Source organism: Pseudomonas sp. LB3P81, from assembly GCF_054897965.1.
The window spans coordinates 1,204,039-1,219,905 of the sequence record NZ_JBUBVG010000001.1; the positions used below are offsets into that span (position 1 = coordinate 1,204,039).

Genomic DNA, 15,867 nt, shown 5'->3' on the forward strand with positions numbered 1-15,867 from the left:
ACCCGAAGGTCCCCCACGCACAGCCGCCATGACACAGAACTGCAGACACAGAAGTCTGCACTTGGGTTGGGGCGTTGTGGCGCCTATGTGTGGTACGGATCGCTAAACCCGATCGCTGAATTGGCAGCGACACGGAAACAATAGAGACCAGGACCAAAGCACACAAGCCGGCGGATTCTGGCGTAGGTGTAGGCAACGACGCAAGAAACTGTAGCTTTCAGGAAGTAAATCTAAACACCATTAAACAAAGACTTCAGATCAGCCTGGATCCCCTGTAGAGCTGGCTTGCCAGCGAAGAGGTCTTCAGATTTTCATCGGTAATGAGGCCGCCATCGCTGGCAAGCCAGCTCCCACATTGATTCCGGGTACATCCGCGAGAACAGGTCGGCTGTCAGGCCGCCTTCGCGAGCAGGCTCGCTCCCACAATGGATCGGCGTACACCAACCAAACCACGAGGTCGAGCGTTAGCTCGCCTCGCAAGCTTTTGATTTAGATCTGCCCGCCCCTTCGGGAGGCCGAGTGGAGGTTCTGCGCAGTGGGCAGCCCGGCATGGATGCCGGGCTAGCCGCCCCCGGCCATGGATGGCCGATGGCGGCGGGCCCACGGAGCAGGACCGGAGCGAGGGTACACCGAGCCTAAGCGAGGGGCCGGACGCTGGGGCGAGCCTTTTTGGGTACTTTTTTGGCGTTTGAAAAAAGTGCCTCGCCGTAAGGGCGAAACCATAAGAGGCCGTTACCGCAGGAATGGATATGTACTCAGTCAACAAAATATAGGTCGACTATCAGGCCGCCTTCGCAGGCAAGCCAGCTCCCACAATGGTTCCGGGGACATCCGCAAGAACAGGTCAGCTGTCAGGTCGCCTTCGCAGGCCACGGCGGCAGCGGACGCCAGCATCAAGATCAGGATCAGGATCAGGATCAGGATCAGGATCAGGATCAGGATTACGACCTAACAGAATCGGTTCATGGCTGCAACGCCTGGGGCAATTCCGACTGGCCTTTGGCAGGTCCTGATGTGCCATCGAGAGAGGCTTTTTCGGCCACGAACTGCCAGTCCGAGTAACTGGCCATGCCGGCGAAGTCCGACCACTGGGAGGGGAAATCCGCCTGCTTCAGCGGCTTGTCCGTGGAGGCGCTGTTGAGGCCGGTGATGCGCCCATCGAAGCCGCGCATCAGCGTCCATTCGCCGCCGCCAATCGGGTCCGGGTACAGCTGCCGGAGATGGTGTTTGGGCTTGGGAAAACGCTCGTCCTGCAACAGGTCTTCAAGAGCTATCGGATACTGGGCCAGCCCCGGCGAACTGCGGTAATAGCTGCGCAATGCCTGTGCGTATTGCGTGCCGACCCAGAGCAACTGGCGTTCCCGGTCACGGCGCGCCGCAGTGGCCCACAACTCGCCGGCACTGGCCAGACCCATGCCCATCACCAGGATCAGGAACAGCACGCCCAGGTAGGTGAAACCGTCCTCGCTGGTCCGGCGCATCTCACTTAAGCTTGATAGCGGACTTGTGGCGAGGGAGCTTGTCGGATCGCCGCACCGTCCCGCTGGGCTGCGTAGCAGTCCCTCTTTTGGGGCCGCTTCGCGACCCAGCGGGAGCAAGCTCCCTCGCCACAGGTTTTTACCACTCGGAATAAAGGCTGCCATCTCGCGCCCTCCCTGTGGCGCCGCTTTTGATATCGGCAACCCCGCCCGGTACGCCCTCCGGCGGCGCGACCATGACCCAGAGGTCCTTGCGCTCGGCAATCGGGTCTATTGGCGGACTGCGCAGGTAACGCTGTTCCACCAATTGATCGATCGAATCGGGATAACGCCCGGTGTCGCCGTAATAGTGATCCAGCGCTTCGCGCATTGCCGACAGGCTCTGGCGCAGCGTGGTCTCTTTCGAGGTCTCGAGGCTGTTGAAATAGCGTGGCATGGCGATGGTCATCAGGGTCGCGATAATTGCCAAGACCACCATCAGTTCCACCAGGGTAAAACCCTTTTCCCGACGCATAAACTCACCACTCCCGGTACGCGATGCCATTGAGACCCTTGCCACGCGCCTTTGAATAAACGTCAAAGACGTCTTGGCCTTCGCGCGGGTTTTGAGCCGTAGTGTCATAGGCGCGCAGGCCCCAGCCGCCTTCGTCGTCGCGCTTGACCGGGGCCAGCGGATCATGGGGTACGCGGCGCAGAAAATAGAACTTGGCGCCCTTGGCGCTGCGCACATCGCGCACACCGTCCACCAGCACTTTGAGATTCGGCGGATAGCCACTGCTGTTCAGCGACTTCTCGATGTAACCGGCGTCGAAGGCGCGTTTGTAGGCGTCGATGGCATCACGGATCTGGTACAGCGCCGTGCGCAAATCCTGCTCCTTGCCCCGGCGCACCACGGTCTCGGTCAGTGGCGCGGCCATGCCGGCGAGCAAGCCGATCAGGGCCAGCGTCACCACGACTTCGATCAAGGTAAAACCGCGTTGCGAGGCGTTCATGATCACGGCTTCTCGATCACGACCTGGGTTGTGGTGGCCGCCACCGGGCGGTCGATGTGCTCGTTCTGAATCGATGTTTCCATCCGGCGGTCCGGTGCCTGAATGTGCATGCTGGTTTCAGTGCCGGTCGGGAACTCCATGTCCGACGGGCTCTGGTACGGCAGGTTGCGCACGATCCGTGGGGTGATCGACAGCACCAGTTCCGATTTGCTGACGTTGTCCTTGTTGCTGCCGAACAACCGGCCCAGGCCAGGGATGTCGCCAAGACCGGGAATTTTGTTGCCGGTGGCGCCATGGTCATTACGCATCAGGCCGGCCAGGATCTGTGTTTCGCCGTCATGCAGGCGCAGGGTGGTCTGGGCGTTGCGGGTGTCGACCTGCACCGGAATCGTGCCCTGACGGGTCGGTTCCAGCGGCGTGGCGTTACTGACTTCCAGGGCGATCTTGATCGCCACTTCGTTGTTCAGGTGCACGGTCGGCTGCACTTCCAGCTTCAGACCTACGTCCAGGTAGGTGACGCTTTCAGTGATCACCGGCCCCTGTGTCGACGGCACCGAGGTGGCGCTGATGATCGGCACACGCTGGCCAATGTGGATGCGCGCCTGCTCGCGGTTACTGACGCGAATCACCGGGCTGGCCAGGGTGTTGATGTCGTTGTCCTGGGCGTTGATCTTGAGCTGGGGCGATGGCGAGATGGTGATCCGGCTGGAGTCGATGCCTTTCAATTGATCGAGGATCGACACCGCCGAACCGTCGCTGTTGACCACGCCGAAGGTGTTCGGCCATTGCAGGCCAAGGTCGAGAATCCGCTGGGTCGCGACTTCCATCACCTCCACTTCCAGCACCACTTCCGGGTTTGACTGGTCTTGCGATTGCAGGAGTTTTTCCGCCATGCGGACCGCGTCTTCGGTATCGCGCATGGTCAGGGTATTGAGGCGTTCGTCGACAAACACGTCGCGGGTCTTGAGCATGGTCTTGATCATGTTCAGCGCGGTGTTGGCATCGATGCTGGTCAGGTAGAACGTGCGCATCACCAGTTCCTGGTAATCCTTGAGCTTCTGCGGTGAGTCCGGGTAGATCAGCAAGGTGTTTTCGTTCACCACTTTCTGATGCAGCTGGTTCTGTTGCAGCAGCAGCTCCACGGCGTCTTCGATGCGCACGTCACGCACAAAGATCGTGGCTTTCATGTCCGGACGCAGGTCCTTGTCGAAGATGAAATTCAGACCGGCGACCTGGGACAGCACTTCGAAAATGGTCTTCAGGTTGGCGTCGCGAAACTCCAGGGTCACCGGCCGTTCCAGGCGGGTGCGCAGTTGTGGGTACGAGATTACGTTGCGGCTCTGGACCAGACGGATGCTGCCTTGCAGCTCCAGAGCGCCTTCATTTTTCGGGTCCAGTTCGAGGATCTGTTTGACCTGGCGATCAGCCGCGTAGATGTCGCCACGACGCAGGTCGCCGCGGGCCAATTCGAGTTTTTCGTCCATGCTGCGCAGGTACTCGAGTTGGCGCATCGCATCCTGGGCGCGCCGATTGTTCGGCTCGATGGTCAGCACCCGGCTGTAGTACACCCGTGCCGAGGCGAAGTCCCGGTGTGCGCGATCGGTATCGCCCGCGGTCAGCAATGCCGTAATGGCTTTGGCGTGTGCGGTATTCAGGGCCAGATGCAGGTCGGTGTCGCGAGGGTTTTCCCGCAACCCTTCTTCGATACGCGCCAGGCCAGCTTCGTATTGTCCCTGCTCGATCAGCTCGGACGCTTCCTTGTTGGCGACCCGTGCGGAACTGCACGCGGCCAGCCCTGCGCAGAGGCAGGCAAGGCTCATCATCAAACGGGATCTGTTCATGGCGCGTTCCCCACAGACAAGGTCTGGAACACATGCAAAGGCAGGTAGACGAAGCTCAGTTCCACATCGGAAATGCTCTCGATCCGCCAGGTTTCGTCGATCACATCCCCTTTGCGTACGACGTATATTTTTTCGCCGTTCTGCAAAAATACTTGCAGGTCGGAACGGTCATCCAGCCTCCCGATAAACTGGAAAGGCATCGGCGGAGCGCTGGGGACTTGCACCACCGGGGTCTCGTTGACGGGTTGTTCGATGACGCTGGCGAGGGTCGGCGCCGCTATCCAGCTACGGGCGGCGAACAGGTCGCCCGCCGGGCTCAAGTCCTTGACCAACGCCGGTTTGCCAGAGGCTGGCGCGGCTGGCAGGACACCACGGGTTTTGCTGTTGGTCGGGGTGGCGACGACGGGCACGCTTGCATCGCCCTCGTCGGCCGGCATGAAGTAATCCGGCAACCAGGCCAGCGCCGCCGCGACGCCGAAGAACCCCACCCACCCCGCTACGCGCTTGGTATTCATCATGACCTCGACAGGTAAAGGGTCATGCGGATCCGCCCGGTCAGGTCGGTGTCGGCGATTTTCTTGCGCTGGAACTCCACGTCCTCCACCACCACCGCCGGCAACTGGCCGAGCAAGGCATGCAGGAAACGCCGCAGTTGCGGGTAACTGCCGCGCACCGGCAGCAGAATCTGATAGCGGGCCAGATGGGTCTTGGGGTCGATGCCCAAGGCATATTCACCACGCGCCAGGGTGATGTGTTCCTTAGCCGCCAACGCGTAGATCTTGTCGATGGCCACGGTGGCCTGAGGTTGCGAAGGCAGCTTGCTGCGGAAGTCGTCGAGCTGACGTTGCGGCACCACCGGAGCGGCAACGCTACCGTCTTCAACCTTGGCGAGGTATTCGCTGGCTTCGCGGGTCTGCTGGCTGAGCTGTTGCAGCGACTGCCAGTCCGGTATCAGACCCGCCAGGCCATAGACCAACGCCAGCACCAGCATCGCCAGCCCCGCCAGACCGGGAATGCCCAGGCCTTGCAGGTATTCGTGGACGATCAATCTAGGGATTCGCATCGCCAATTTCCCAGGTAGCCGACAGGTTGAATTGCACCGGGTGCTCCGGCACGTTGGCCACGATTTCGTGGCTGAGCAGCGACACATCGGACAGCTCGTCGCTGGCTTCGAGGTTGCGGTGGAATTCGAGCATGGCATCCAGGTCTTTCGCCTCGGCGCTGATGCGCACCTGGCCTTTGCGGGCGTCGGGCGTCAGGGTCAGCAAGGCGATGTTGTCGCGAGGCATGGCTTCGAGCATGGCGAACAGGTTTTCCCAGGGCCGGCGCAGTTGCTGGGATACCTTGCGCATTTCGGCGAGGTTCTGCGCCTGCTCGCGGATTTGCGCCGGGGTCAGGCTGACTTTGCCATCGGTGTCGCCGGTGAGGACGCGCTGGGTGGTTTGCAGATGCCCCTGTTGTTGCGCGGTTTCAACACTGAGGTGCTGCTGAACCAGGACGCAACTCAGGGTCAGTGCCACGCCCACGGCCAGCAGGCTCCAGCCCATCGGGCCGGAGCGGCGGCGCGGCTGAAAGTCGAGGTTAAGGGCGCGCATCTCAGGCCACCGCCCGGGACATGACGTGCAGGCAATCGCGTACGGGTGTCCGGCCTTCTTCAAGGGTGCGCAAGTGCACGTCGGGTACGTCGGGCTGCACGTCGATACGCGCGGGGGCATGCAGGTAGACGTTCAATGGCCGTTCGCTGGTGGAGGCCTGCAATTGGCTTTCGCGGCCGATCAGTGCAGTCAGTGCGGCGTCGCTGTCGCTGCTGCCCACCGAACGCACGGAGGTCCAGCGGCCTTCCCGTGCCAGCAGCAACACGCTGCGCACCGGTTCAGCGACCACGAACAGGAAGTCGCCGGTATCGAAGCTTTTATCGAAATGATTGAACGCCGCCATCAGGTACGGCTGCACCGAGCGCAAGCGTAAGCCACGGGCGCTGACCAGTGTGCGCAGACGCGTCAGCAAGTCCTGGGGCAGCGCGCTGGCGATCCGGTCGTAACCCGCCGGTTCGGCCGAGAGCACCAGGCTCCAGGGTTGAGTCGGCGCACCGTAAAGGTCTTCGAAGCACAGCCGGGCAAAGCCGAGCAACTCGTCAGGGCTGCTGATCTGTTCGCTCCAGGGCACCAGGCAGAAGCGGCTGAAGTGCCCGGAAATCACCACGCTCAACTCGGCACCGACACGGGTGCGTTCAGCCAGCAGATGGTCGAGGGTGTCCAGCGCCACCGCCCAGGCCTGGAAGCCTTCGTCGATAAAACCGACACTTCCCAGCCACACCGATTCGCTGCCACGGCGCCGGCCGAGGCCGACACCACTGGCGCCGATGACGGCGACAAAACGATCACGAGACAAAAGTGACACGATTGATCTCCTCGAGCGTGGTCCGCCCATCCGCAACCAGTTCCAGTGCCGACTCGCGCAGCAGGCGCAAGCCACGTTTGCACGCATGGGCCTTGATTTTCGAAATCGGTTGGCGCTCGACGATCATCTGCCGCAGCTCGTCGTCCAGGTGCAGCAGTTCGGCAATCGCCGTGCGCCCGCGATAGCCGGTGCCCCGGCAATGGCCGCAACCCTTGCCGTGAACGAAGCGATAGTGATCGACGTCGTTCGGGTCGAGCCCCGAGGCGCGCAGTTCGTCGTCTGTCGGGTGGCTCGGCGCGCTGCACGTGGTGCAAACCAGGCGGATCAAGCGTTGGGCCAGCACGGCATTGAGCGCGGAGACGAGGCTGTAGGGATCGATTTCCATCTGGGTGAAACGGCCAATCACATCGAACACGTTGTTGGCGTGAATGGTGGTGAACACCAGGTGCCCGGTGAGCGCCGACTGCACGGCGATCTGCGCGGTGTCGGGGTCGCGGATTTCACCGACCATGATCTTGTCCGGGTCATGGCGCAGGATCGAGCGCAGACCACGGGCGAAGGTCAGGCCTTTCTTCTCGTTGACCGGGATTTGCAGCACGCCCGGCAACTGATATTCCACCGGGTCTTCGATGGTGATGATCTTGTCCACGCCGTGGTTGATCTCGGTGATCATCGCGTACAGCGTGGTGGTCTTGCCGCTGCCGGTGGGGCCGGTCACCAGCACCATGCCGTAGGGTTCGGCGGCCAGCCTGCGCAGTTGACGCAGGGTTTCGTCTTCGAAGCCCAGGGCTTGTAACTGCACGCCGCAGACCTTGTCCGCCAGGTCCTGTTTGTCGAGCACCCGCAGCACCGCGTCTTCGCCGAAAATGCTTGGCATGATCGACACCCGGAAGTCGATCTGCCGACCACTGATGCCGATCTTGAAGCGACCGTCCTGGGGCACGCGTTTCTCGCCGATGTCCAGTTCGGCCATGACCTTGACCCGGGAGATCACCTGTTCAGCGAACTCGCTGCCCTGGATCTTGCTGATGTTATTGAGCACGCCGTCGATGCGGTACTTGATCACCAGACCGCTGCCGGTGGTGCCCAAATGGATATCGCTGGCGTGCATTTTCAGCGCGTCGTAAAGGGTCGAGTTGACCAGTTTGACGACGACGCTGGCGTCTTCGCTGATGCTGGTCAGGGACAGGCTCTGCAGGGTATCGATTTCGATGTTGGCGTCAGCCTGGGCGTTGAGCGACTCCACGGCGTGGAAGCTCTCTTCGTGGCGCGCCAGATAAGCCTTCAGGTCGTCGGCATGCACCAGGTACAGCGGCGCGCCGTGCAGACAGTCGTCGATCCAGGCCAGGCGCGAGGTATCGAAGGGGTCGGCAAACACGCCAATGATTGCATCGTTGTGGCGCAGCAGGATGAATTCGCGCTTGAGGCATTGGGCCAGGGTGACCCGGTCGAACACCGGGGTGGCGTTGAACAGGCTGTCGGTGTCGAGCACCGGGTAATGCAGGGTGGCGCCGAGGCGCTGGATGAAGGGCATGGGGGCCAGTTCGCACAGATCCCCAAGGGCTTCAAGAATACGTTCGCCGGAACTGGCGGCCAGCGATCGTGCCTGGGCCAAGTGCTCGCTGGTAAAGCGGGACGGTTCACATTCCGACTGCGCCGGCTCGACGGCAAGGGATAGACGGTCCATGGCTTGCTCTCCAACGCCGGGGGCTTTGAGCCCTGTCGACGCGGCGAGCAATTACGGCGGTTACCGGAACGGCTTGTCGCGCCACTACTCCCCGGTGAGCAATTGTTCGTCGTCCGGTGCCTTGGAGGTCGATAAACTTCGTCGACGATCCGCCAGCACCCAACTGCCATCGTACAACTGCAACGGGAAACTCTCGGTCCTGCTCTGGCGTCGTTCGACAAAACCTTCGGATCGGCTCATGCCTGCCTTGAGTTCGCGCTCCATCCCCAGAAGGTCACAGACTGCACGGGCCAGTTCCGCCAACGGAAACGGTTTTAACAGGATATGGCTGACTCCCAGTTGCCGGGCCCGCTCACAGACTTCAGCGGTTGGGTGCCCGGTAATCAGCACAAAATGACAGTTCCTGTTATGGCGGACGGCATCGAGCACCTCAAAGCCTTCCATATCGGGCAAGCGGTAATCGAACACCATCACATCGGGTGCAAACTGTTCGGCTTCACCGATACCCGCCGCACCGTCATGTGCAATCCGGACGTCCAGTTCTTGCGCCTGAAGGTAATCCTTGAGGTTTTGTGCAAGAACCTGTTCGTCTTCGACAACCAGTACTTTGTTTAACAAGGTGGACTCCTTGAAACCGCAGGTCCGATTTCCGAGCCTGGTTGGAATGCGCGCCTTACTGAGGCTTACGCACACTTCATGCCAGGCTGAGCGCCGGAGGTTTTACCGCTGCATGTAATTGATTTCCATATAAAAACCTTTTAGCCCAGGCACCTCGTCCCCCAAAGGCGGGGAAGCACACGGATTTGCGCTGAAGCTTTTCCCCACTATTGGGGGGGGAACCTTCAGTCATCGTCAATCCGTTCGATTCGATTGCGCGATCGCAGCTGCGCCAGAACCTGAAGACAAAACTGGGCCTGTTGCTGTCGGGCAAGGTACGCCCGAACGCTGTCAAGTCCCTGTTGCTCTGAGACATCGGCCGCCTCCATGTGGTTCTGTACGCCAATCAAGTGCCAGCCCTGCGGTGTGCGAACAGGTTCACTGACCTCACCGGGCGCCAGGGCAAAGGCTGCCGTTTCGAATTCGGACAGCATGCGTCCACGAGGAAAATAGCCCAGATTTCCGCCTTGGCGCAGTTGCTTGTACGCCTTGGGATTACGAATACTGCCCAGCGCCCGGCCCTGATCTTCCAGGTACTCGGCGAAGTAACGCTCGAGGCGAAACTCGGAAATCTCCTCGCCATTGACTCGCGCGGCGGCCGGGCCGTTGCTGCCGAGCACCACGGGCATCCACAGGGTCAACACAATCAGCAGCGTCTTGAGCTTCATGATCGAGGCCTCCGCTCAGGGCGTCGCGGCAATCGGTTTGTAAGGGGCGACCAGATAGAAGCGCTGGCCGGGCAGGTCCACGGTAACGATGTGCGCGCCACTCAAGCCCTGGCGCCGGCCCGGCCCGAAGCTGATCCGCGGGGTCAGCCCGGTATCGAAGTCATGCAGGCCTTCCAGCGCATTGATCAGCTTTTCGCGGCTGGCGTCGCGCCCGGCCTGCTTCATGCCTTCGCTGAACAGCAGCATCGAACTGAATGCGCCGACTTGCAGCACCGCGTGCTGGCCGCCAAGCCCCTGCTGTTCGCGTACTTGGGTCAGGGCCTGGCGCCCGGCCAGCGTCCAGTCACTGGGCACGAACGGATAGGACAGGAACACTCGCCGGGAAAAACCGCTGGGCACCTGCAACAGGTCACCCGCCACCTGATTCGATGTAGCGAACAGGTAGGGCACCTGCCCCGCCATCTGCAAACGTTCGGCGAGCCGACTGAAACCGCCGCCACTGCCCAGGTAAAACACCGAGCGCGAGCCCAGCGGCAGTTCGTCCTGCGTCGGGTCGTAGGTTGTCAGACTGACATTTTGCCAGGCGTGTTCTTGCAGATACTGGCTGAGGTTTTGCGCCGCCAGTCGCTGGCCGGGCTCGTCCGGATAGGCGATCAGCGTCGGTCCCTGAAGCACGCGCAAACTGTCGGTGGCGTAATCGGCCAGGGCGATCAGTTGTTCACGCAAGCCCGGCAGCGGTTCGAAAATTTGCCGACTGCTTTGGGCCGTGCCCTGCAATGAGAGCGGGCCGATCAGCGCAATCCCCGCCCGCTCCAGACGCTCGACCAATTGCGTGTCGAGTGCCGGTGCCAGGGGTGCGATCAGGGCGAACACTTGTTCCTGCTCGATCAACCGGTCCAGCGCCTGCTCGGCACTGGCACGGTCAGGCCCCGGATCGAGGACGGTCAGGCGCAACTGCCGACCATGAATCCCGCCCGCCTTGTTGATTCGCGCCACGCTGCCGTTGAGCACCGCCGCCACCGTCGCGCCCTCCTCGGCCAACGGTCCCTGGCTCGGCAACAACGTGCCCAGGTGCAGGCTGTCTGGCGTCAGGCCGGGATCGCGCTCATCGGCCAGGCGTTTGAGGTAGGCCGTGAGGTTGCGCTGATCGTTCATCGACAGCACGAACCGCGGCATCGCCGGGTCGAGACGATTGTTGCCGGGATCGCGTCCTTCCTGGACCGCCCGCGCCAACGTACCTTCGGTGTACGCCGGATAGTTGCGGCCATTGATGTGCTGCTGGCCGTAGGTGCTGGTCAGCCGCGACCAGCTCAGGTCCGGCGGTCGCACCCCGCCCTCGGGCCGGCCGAGGCCATCGGCGCCGTGACAGTTGGCGCACGGCAGGCTGGTGGCCGGCAGCAACATGCCCGCCGCCCCGACCCGCGCCATGATCGGTTCACCGCTGCCCGACACACCCTCGCGGTACAGCCGTTTGCCGGCACTTTCGTCAGGGCTCAAGGGCAACGTATCGGCGGCGCAAGGAAGACTGCCGATCAGGAGCAGGCCGAGGATAAGGGAGACTTTCATGGCGCGAGCTCAGCGGCCGGCCACGGGCATTGTCAGCAACTGCAAGCGCTGGGCAATGGCGACGGCCGGGGCATCGGGACGGATTTTGCTCCCGCGCTTGTTCGCTACATCACCCACGATCAGTTGCGTCGAATGTTGTTCGGGCATCGGCCCGATCTGGCCGATGCGGCCCAGTACCAGATCCATTTGCGCCTTGTCGCCGGTAAGAAAAAGCCAGTGGGGCCCATTGACGCCCTGTTTCAAGGTGTAAGCCTTGAGCACCGCCGGGGTGTCCCGCAGCGGATCACTGGTAAGGGAAATAAAGGTGATGCCGTCCGCCTCGTCGCCCCGCAACTCACGCACTTCCTTGAGCTTACGGGTGATCAGCGGGCAGGCATCCGTGTAGCGGGTGAAGATGACGTTCAGCAGCACGACGCGGTTTTGCAAGGCATCGCTGTAGAAACGCAGGGTTTCGCCGTTCTGGTCCTGCAACGGTGTGTCGGTGAACCAGGTTTTCGCGTCGTGCGTGCCACTCGCCGGGTGTGCGGCGGCCACAGCGGGAGCGGGTTCTTGGTGCCCTTCGTGAGCGAAGGCCATCGAGCTGAAAATCCAGAAGCACAGACTCAGGGCAATCCAGTCAACCGCTCTCATGGCTGCTGCTCCATGGCGATGGCGGTGTGTTTGGCGTGGGTGTTGCGCTCGCCGCTGAGTTTTTCCACTTCACGGGCCAGTACGGCCGGGTCGGTGAAACCGTAATAGCGCGTCCAATGGCGGCTGTTGCCGTCACCGACAAGGATCAGCGGCTGATGGTTTTTGAAGTCACCGCTGAGGGTGCCGAGGCCTTTGAGGGTGGCGTTGATCGATTGCGCGCTGCCAGTCAGCCAGCTCCAGCCCGGACCGTTCTGGAAGTTGCGTGCGTAGTCGTTCAGACGTTTGGCATCATCGCGCTGCGGGTCGATGCTGATCGACACCAACTGCACCTCGGTGCCCACCCGCGCGCCCAGCCGTTTCTGCACTTTGCCCATGATCGCCGACACCACCGGGCACACCGTGGTGCAGTGGGTGTAGATGAAACTCATGACCACGATTTTGTCGGTCACCAGGTCTTTTTCCAGACGCACCGGTTGGCCGTTCTGGTCCACCAGCGCCACGTCGGCGAATTTGACCTGGGCACTTTCCGGGCGGGTACTTTTGGCCGGCATGTCGTGGCCGGCGTGTTCATCCACCGAGTGCGCCAGGGCTTGCCCGATACCGGCGGCCAACAGGCACAAGGTCAGCAGTCCACGGTGTGCGAATCGGTTCATGTCGATTTCCTCTTCAGTGGGCATCGCCGGGCAAGACCCGAACGCTGGCAAAAGTCTTGTCATCGAAATTCGCGCCAAGGGACGCCGCATGTACGTGCAGGTACCAGGCGCCGTTCTGGTCGAGGGTCACCGGCGCTTCGTAGATCCCGTTGCCCACTTCAATCGCGACGACTTCCCGAGCCCGCGAAGTCGGGGCGCGGAAGTAGCGCACCTGAACATCCTTCACGCCGCTGCGCTGCACCTTTTGATGACCCTGAACGATGCGGAAACGCACGGTGTAAGGGCTGCCGAGGGCGGTGGTGGTTTTGTCGAGCATGAACTCGACTTTCGGCACGCCGGGGGGCTTGGCAAGGCTCTTGTCCGGCTCAACCAACGCGGTGAAGCAATGGATGATGTTTGGCTGATTGAGCAGAAACGCCACGTCGAAGCGCCCGGCGTCTGGCAGCTTGATCCGCGCGCTGTACAGCCCCGGTTCGACTTCGCGCAGGCTGCGGTCGATGACCATCGCCGCCCGCGCAACTTGCCCGCGATTGGGATAACCGGACATCGGCGCGTTCATGCCTTCGGCGTAGAAGTAGGTGGTGTTGTCCACCGGGTTGACCACGAACACCGCATTGTCATCCCGCGACACCGCGAGGCTCGACGCCAGCGGCAAATCGCCGGCCAGCCGGGGCGCCTGCGGCCCGGCTTCGAAGCCCTGGCTGATCGGCGTGCGACCTTCACCCAGCGACGACAGATTGATCATCGTGACGTTGGCCGAGGCCAGTCCGCGCACGTAGGCGTAAGCCTTGGTGAACACCACTTGGTAGGGCTCGGCGGACACGTCCAGTTCGTGGATCAGTGCATCGGTGGCGGCGTCGATCACACCCGCCTGGTTTTCCAGGGTATTGAGGACGATGCCGAAACGCCCGTCCGCGCTGAAGCTCATCGGGCCCAGGCCCTGTTTCATCCTGATCACCCGGCGCACGTCGAGGCTGACGCCATCGACCACGGTCACGGTGCCGTCCTTGCCATCGGCGACATACACCGCCTGAGACAGCGGCGAATACATCAGCGACAACGGGTTCGAGCCAGTCTTGAGGTGCTTGCTGATCGTCAGGCTGGCGATGTCGATGATGCTCAGCGTGCCGTCGTCGCGGTTGCTGACGAAGGCAAAACGGCTGTCCTTGCTGAACGCGATCTCGTGATGTCCGCGCCCGGTGACCAGGTGTTTGAGGCGCTTCAGGCTTTGGGTGTCGATCACCGTGACGCCAGACTCTTCAGCCTTTGAGGCATTGTTGCCGACCCACAACAGGCGCTCGTCCGGCTGCAACGCCACGCGCACCGGGTGGCTGCCGGCGGCAACCGAGTCGATCAATTTGAATTGCTCGCTGTCGATCACCGCCACCTCGCCGGCGGTGGGCATGGAAATGAACACCTGTTTGTTGTCTCGGGTGGTGACCCAATCCATTGGCGGTTGCTTGAGGTCGATGCGGGCCATGGTGCTGGTGATGCCGCCCACCGAGACCGCCGGGTTGACCACGGAGACGCTGGCATCGCGGTTCATCACCAGCAGGAAATAGCTGTTGAGGTCGAGCAGCGGCCGCGCGCCGATGCTGGATTTGAGGAATACCCCGACCCGTGATTTGCAGCTCTGTTCCCGGCCTTGGGCCTGGTCGGCGGCGACGGTTTCCGGGTCCAGCCAGGCAACGGGATTGACGCCTGAAAGGGGTTGGCCCGAAGTGCTGTCACTGACCCGGAAGAGCACGTCGGCAAACCCGCGTTCACGCAGCACACCGTCCTTGGCCAATGGCCGCACTTCCAGCGCCACCGACACACCATCGCGTTGCAGCGTCTGGCTGCTCCAGGTGTCCGGCAGCGCTACGTCACTGAGCAGGGTCGGTGTTGTCGCGCGCCAGACGCCGAGCAACAGCAATGCCAGCCCGACAACCCACGCACACCCAGCGATTTTTATTGTTCTATTCATAACGCATCTCCCCTCAGTTACGCGTCACACCAATCCTGTGGCGAGGGAGCTTGCTCCCGCTGGACTGCGCAGCAGTCCCTTTTATAGGGCCGCTTCGCGACCCAGCGGGAGCAAGCTCCCTCGCCACACTATGTCGCGCGTCTACGGTGCCGGGGCCGGTTCTGGCTCATTGGTCACCCGCTGCAATCCCCACAACCCGGCTGTGTTGCCGTAGGCGGCGTAATCGCGGAACAGGTAGTCGCCCGGAATCGCGTTGCTGCCCCGGCGTACTCATCGGGTAACCCCCGGCGTCGCTCTTCTCCGACTGGAACGGATTGACCGACCAGACGTGACCGTCTAGCTGGAAGTTGGTGTGGGGTATGCCGGTCATGATCGGGCCTCGCTGTGGGTGCTCACAGGGAATACTTCTCGACAAATCCCCTTGAGCAATCCGCATGCCATAAATATTTTTATTATTTTTCAGCAAGTTACGCAAATGACTTGATAAGTCGGGGGATATTCCCCGCCCATTTCCCCGGTTTCCGGGCTGTTAACCAATCCAGCCAAAACGCAAATCCTGTAGGAGCGAGCTTGCTCGCGATGGAGTGTCAGTCGGCACCTACGCAGCTGACCCACCATCGCGAGCAAGCTCGCTCCTACAGGGGGCCGCATTGCCCCACATGTGGGGCCATCACCCATCACAGCGGCGCATCCACCGCCAGGCCTTGCAAGCGGCGGTATTGACGCAGCACGTTCGGTACATAGCGCTGGGTTTCGGCGAACGGCGGGATCACACCGCCACGGCTGAGCACCGCTTGCGGCCCGGCGTTGTAGGCCGCCACGGCGAGGGCGATGTCGTTGCCGAACAGGGTCATCAGACGCTTAAGGTATTTGGCCCCGCCCTGGATGTTGGCCTTGGGGTCATAGACGTCGGTCACGCCCATCTCCCGGGCGGTGTCGGGCATCAGTTGCATCAACCCTCCCGCCCCTTTGACCGACAGTGCGCGAGAGTCGTAGGCGGACTCGGCCCGGATCACCGCATGCAACAGCGCCGCCGGTAATTCATTGGCCGTGGCGGCCGCTGAAACCAGCTCGGCATAGGGTTGCCGTGCAATCATCTGCGGCTGTTGATCGAGGCTGACCAGCGACGATTCGGGCTCATGAATCACCCGTTCATAGGTGCGACCGGGACGGTGGACATTGGACAAAACGTAGCTGCCATTGATGTCCACGGAAACGAATACATCGGCCTGAGCGACGCCGGCCAGCAGTACACAGCCGAGCAGTCCTGTGGTGAGTGTTTTCATTTTTTGTCTCCCCTGACCGGCCCCGAAAAATGGGGGTAATGCC

At 61.9% G+C, this 15,867-nt stretch carries 16 protein-coding genes and 1 pseudogene; all 17 read right to left on the reverse strand.

All coding sequences use genetic code 11. From position 1 onward, the window contains the following. Positions 1-962: 962 nt before the first annotated feature. The 17 genes and pseudogenes from ACYZTL_RS05460 to ACYZTL_RS05540 all read right to left on the reverse strand — a co-directional run bounded on the left by ACYZTL_RS05460 (position 963) and on the right by ACYZTL_RS05540 (position 15,824). Entirely contained in the window at positions 963-1,481 is a 519-nt protein-coding gene (locus tag ACYZTL_RS05460) for a type II secretion system protein (protein ID WP_461950927.1), read from the reverse strand. 136 nt (positions 1,482-1,617) lie between these two features. Continuing rightward, entirely contained in the window at positions 1,618-1,992 is a 375-nt protein-coding gene (locus ACYZTL_RS05465) for a type II secretion system protein (protein WP_461950928.1), read from the reverse strand. A gap of 4 nt (positions 1,993-1,996) precedes the next feature. Continuing rightward, entirely contained in the window at positions 1,997-2,470 is a 474-nt protein-coding gene (locus ACYZTL_RS05470) for a type II secretion system protein (RefSeq protein ID WP_461950929.1), read from the reverse strand. Positions 2,471-2,472: 2 nt separating this feature from the next. Then, positions 2,473-4,311, reverse strand: coding sequence for a secretin N-terminal domain-containing protein (locus tag ACYZTL_RS05475; RefSeq protein WP_461950930.1), 1,839 nt, complete (start codon positions 4,309-4,311; stop codon positions 2,473-2,475). Next, complete coding sequence (locus ACYZTL_RS05480) at positions 4,308-4,826, reverse strand: hypothetical protein (protein ID WP_461950931.1); 519 nt, start codon at positions 4,824-4,826, stop codon at positions 4,308-4,310. Before ACYZTL_RS05480 ends, ACYZTL_RS05475 begins: the two co-directional genes overlap by 4 nt. Next, positions 4,826-5,374 (reverse strand): GspMb/PilO family protein, encoded by a 549-nt coding sequence (locus tag ACYZTL_RS05485; RefSeq protein ID WP_461950932.1) that lies wholly within the window; start codon positions 5,372-5,374, stop codon positions 4,826-4,828. The genes ACYZTL_RS05480 and ACYZTL_RS05485 overlap by 1 nt, the downstream gene beginning before the upstream one ends. Next, on the reverse strand, positions 5,361-5,906 hold the full coding sequence (locus ACYZTL_RS05490) for a PilN domain-containing protein (protein ID WP_461950933.1): 546 nt from the start codon (positions 5,904-5,906) through the stop codon (positions 5,361-5,363). The genes ACYZTL_RS05485 and ACYZTL_RS05490 overlap by 14 nt, the downstream gene beginning before the upstream one ends. A gap of 1 nt (position 5,907) precedes the next feature. Further along, positions 5,908-6,711, reverse strand: a complete 804-nt coding sequence (locus ACYZTL_RS05495; RefSeq protein ID WP_461950934.1) for a hypothetical protein — start codon at positions 6,709-6,711, stop codon at positions 5,908-5,910. Then, positions 6,692-8,398, reverse strand: a complete 1,707-nt coding sequence (locus ACYZTL_RS05500; protein WP_461950935.1) for a GspE/PulE family protein — start codon at positions 8,396-8,398, stop codon at positions 6,692-6,694. Before ACYZTL_RS05500 ends, ACYZTL_RS05495 begins: the two co-directional genes overlap by 20 nt. A gap of 84 nt (positions 8,399-8,482) precedes the next feature. Beyond that, on the reverse strand, positions 8,483-9,016 hold the full coding sequence (locus tag ACYZTL_RS05505; RefSeq protein WP_461950936.1) for a response regulator: 534 nt from the start codon (positions 9,014-9,016) through the stop codon (positions 8,483-8,485). A gap of 224 nt (positions 9,017-9,240) precedes the next feature. Next, positions 9,241-9,723 (reverse strand): peptidylprolyl isomerase, encoded by a 483-nt coding sequence (locus tag ACYZTL_RS05510; protein ID WP_461950937.1) that lies wholly within the window; start codon positions 9,721-9,723, stop codon positions 9,241-9,243. A gap of 15 nt (positions 9,724-9,738) precedes the next feature. After that, positions 9,739-11,289 carry a cytochrome c/ABC transporter substrate-binding protein gene (locus tag ACYZTL_RS05515; RefSeq protein WP_461950938.1) on the reverse strand — a complete coding sequence of 517 codons (1,551 nt, stop codon included), beginning with the start codon at positions 11,287-11,289 and terminating at the stop codon, positions 9,739-9,741. A gap of 9 nt (positions 11,290-11,298) precedes the next feature. Then, positions 11,299-11,919: an SCO family protein gene (locus ACYZTL_RS05520; protein ID WP_461950939.1), complete on the reverse strand. Its 621-nt coding sequence runs from the start codon at positions 11,917-11,919 to the stop codon at positions 11,299-11,301. After that, positions 11,916-12,572, reverse strand: a complete 657-nt coding sequence (locus ACYZTL_RS05525; RefSeq protein ID WP_461950940.1) for an SCO family protein — start codon at positions 12,570-12,572, stop codon at positions 11,916-11,918. Before ACYZTL_RS05525 ends, ACYZTL_RS05520 begins: the two co-directional genes overlap by 4 nt. A 13-nt stretch (positions 12,573-12,585) precedes the next feature. Then, entirely contained in the window at positions 12,586-14,538 is a 1,953-nt protein-coding gene (locus ACYZTL_RS05530) for a YncE family protein (protein WP_461950941.1), read from the reverse strand. A 141-nt stretch (positions 14,539-14,679) separates the two neighbouring features. Next, positions 14,680-14,890, reverse strand: a pseudogene (locus ACYZTL_RS05535) (hypothetical protein); the annotation flags it as partial. 325 nt (positions 14,891-15,215) lie between these two features. Further along, positions 15,216-15,824 carry a lytic transglycosylase domain-containing protein gene (locus ACYZTL_RS05540; RefSeq protein ID WP_461950942.1) on the reverse strand — a complete coding sequence of 203 codons (609 nt, stop codon included), beginning with the start codon at positions 15,822-15,824 and terminating at the stop codon, positions 15,216-15,218. Between the last annotated feature and the right edge of the window lie 43 nt (positions 15,825-15,867).

Excerpts from the sequence above, each read along its gene's own strand:
- ACYZTL_RS05460 (WP_461950927.1), bottom strand. The coding sequence starts at position 1,481 with ATGCGCCGGACCAGCGAGGACGGTTTCACCTACCTGGGCGTGCTGTTC.
- ACYZTL_RS05465 (WP_461950928.1), bottom strand. The coding sequence starts at position 1,992 with ATGCGTCGGGAAAAGGGTTTTACCCTGGTGGAACTGATGGTGGTCTTG.
- ACYZTL_RS05470 (WP_461950929.1), bottom strand. The coding sequence starts at position 2,470 with ATGAACGCCTCGCAACGCGGTTTTACCTTGATCGAAGTCGTGGTGACG.
- ACYZTL_RS05475 (WP_461950930.1), bottom strand. The coding sequence starts at position 4,311 with ATGAACAGATCCCGTTTGATGATGAGCCTTGCCTGCCTCTGCGCAGGG.
- ACYZTL_RS05480 (WP_461950931.1), bottom strand. The coding sequence starts at position 4,826 with ATGAATACCAAGCGCGTAGCGGGGTGGGTGGGGTTCTTCGGCGTCGCG.
- ACYZTL_RS05485 (WP_461950932.1), bottom strand. The coding sequence starts at position 5,374 with ATGCGAATCCCTAGATTGATCGTCCACGAATACCTGCAAGGCCTGGGC.
- ACYZTL_RS05490 (WP_461950933.1), bottom strand. The coding sequence starts at position 5,906 with ATGCGCGCCCTTAACCTCGACTTTCAGCCGCGCCGCCGCTCCGGCCCG.
- ACYZTL_RS05500 (WP_461950935.1), bottom strand. The coding sequence starts at position 8,398 with ATGGACCGTCTATCCCTTGCCGTCGAGCCGGCGCAGTCGGAATGTGAA.
- ACYZTL_RS05510 (WP_461950937.1), bottom strand. The coding sequence starts at position 9,723 with ATGAAGCTCAAGACGCTGCTGATTGTGTTGACCCTGTGGATGCCCGTG.
- ACYZTL_RS05515 (WP_461950938.1), bottom strand. The coding sequence starts at position 11,289 with ATGAAAGTCTCCCTTATCCTCGGCCTGCTCCTGATCGGCAGTCTTCCT.
- ACYZTL_RS05520 (WP_461950939.1), bottom strand. The coding sequence starts at position 11,919 with ATGAGAGCGGTTGACTGGATTGCCCTGAGTCTGTGCTTCTGGATTTTC.
- ACYZTL_RS05525 (WP_461950940.1), bottom strand. The coding sequence starts at position 12,572 with ATGAACCGATTCGCACACCGTGGACTGCTGACCTTGTGCCTGTTGGCC.
- ACYZTL_RS05530 (WP_461950941.1), bottom strand. The coding sequence starts at position 14,538 with ATGAATAGAACAATAAAAATCGCTGGGTGTGCGTGGGTTGTCGGGCTG.
- ACYZTL_RS05540 (WP_461950942.1), bottom strand. The coding sequence starts at position 15,824 with ATGAAAACACTCACCACAGGACTGCTCGGCTGTGTACTGCTGGCCGGC.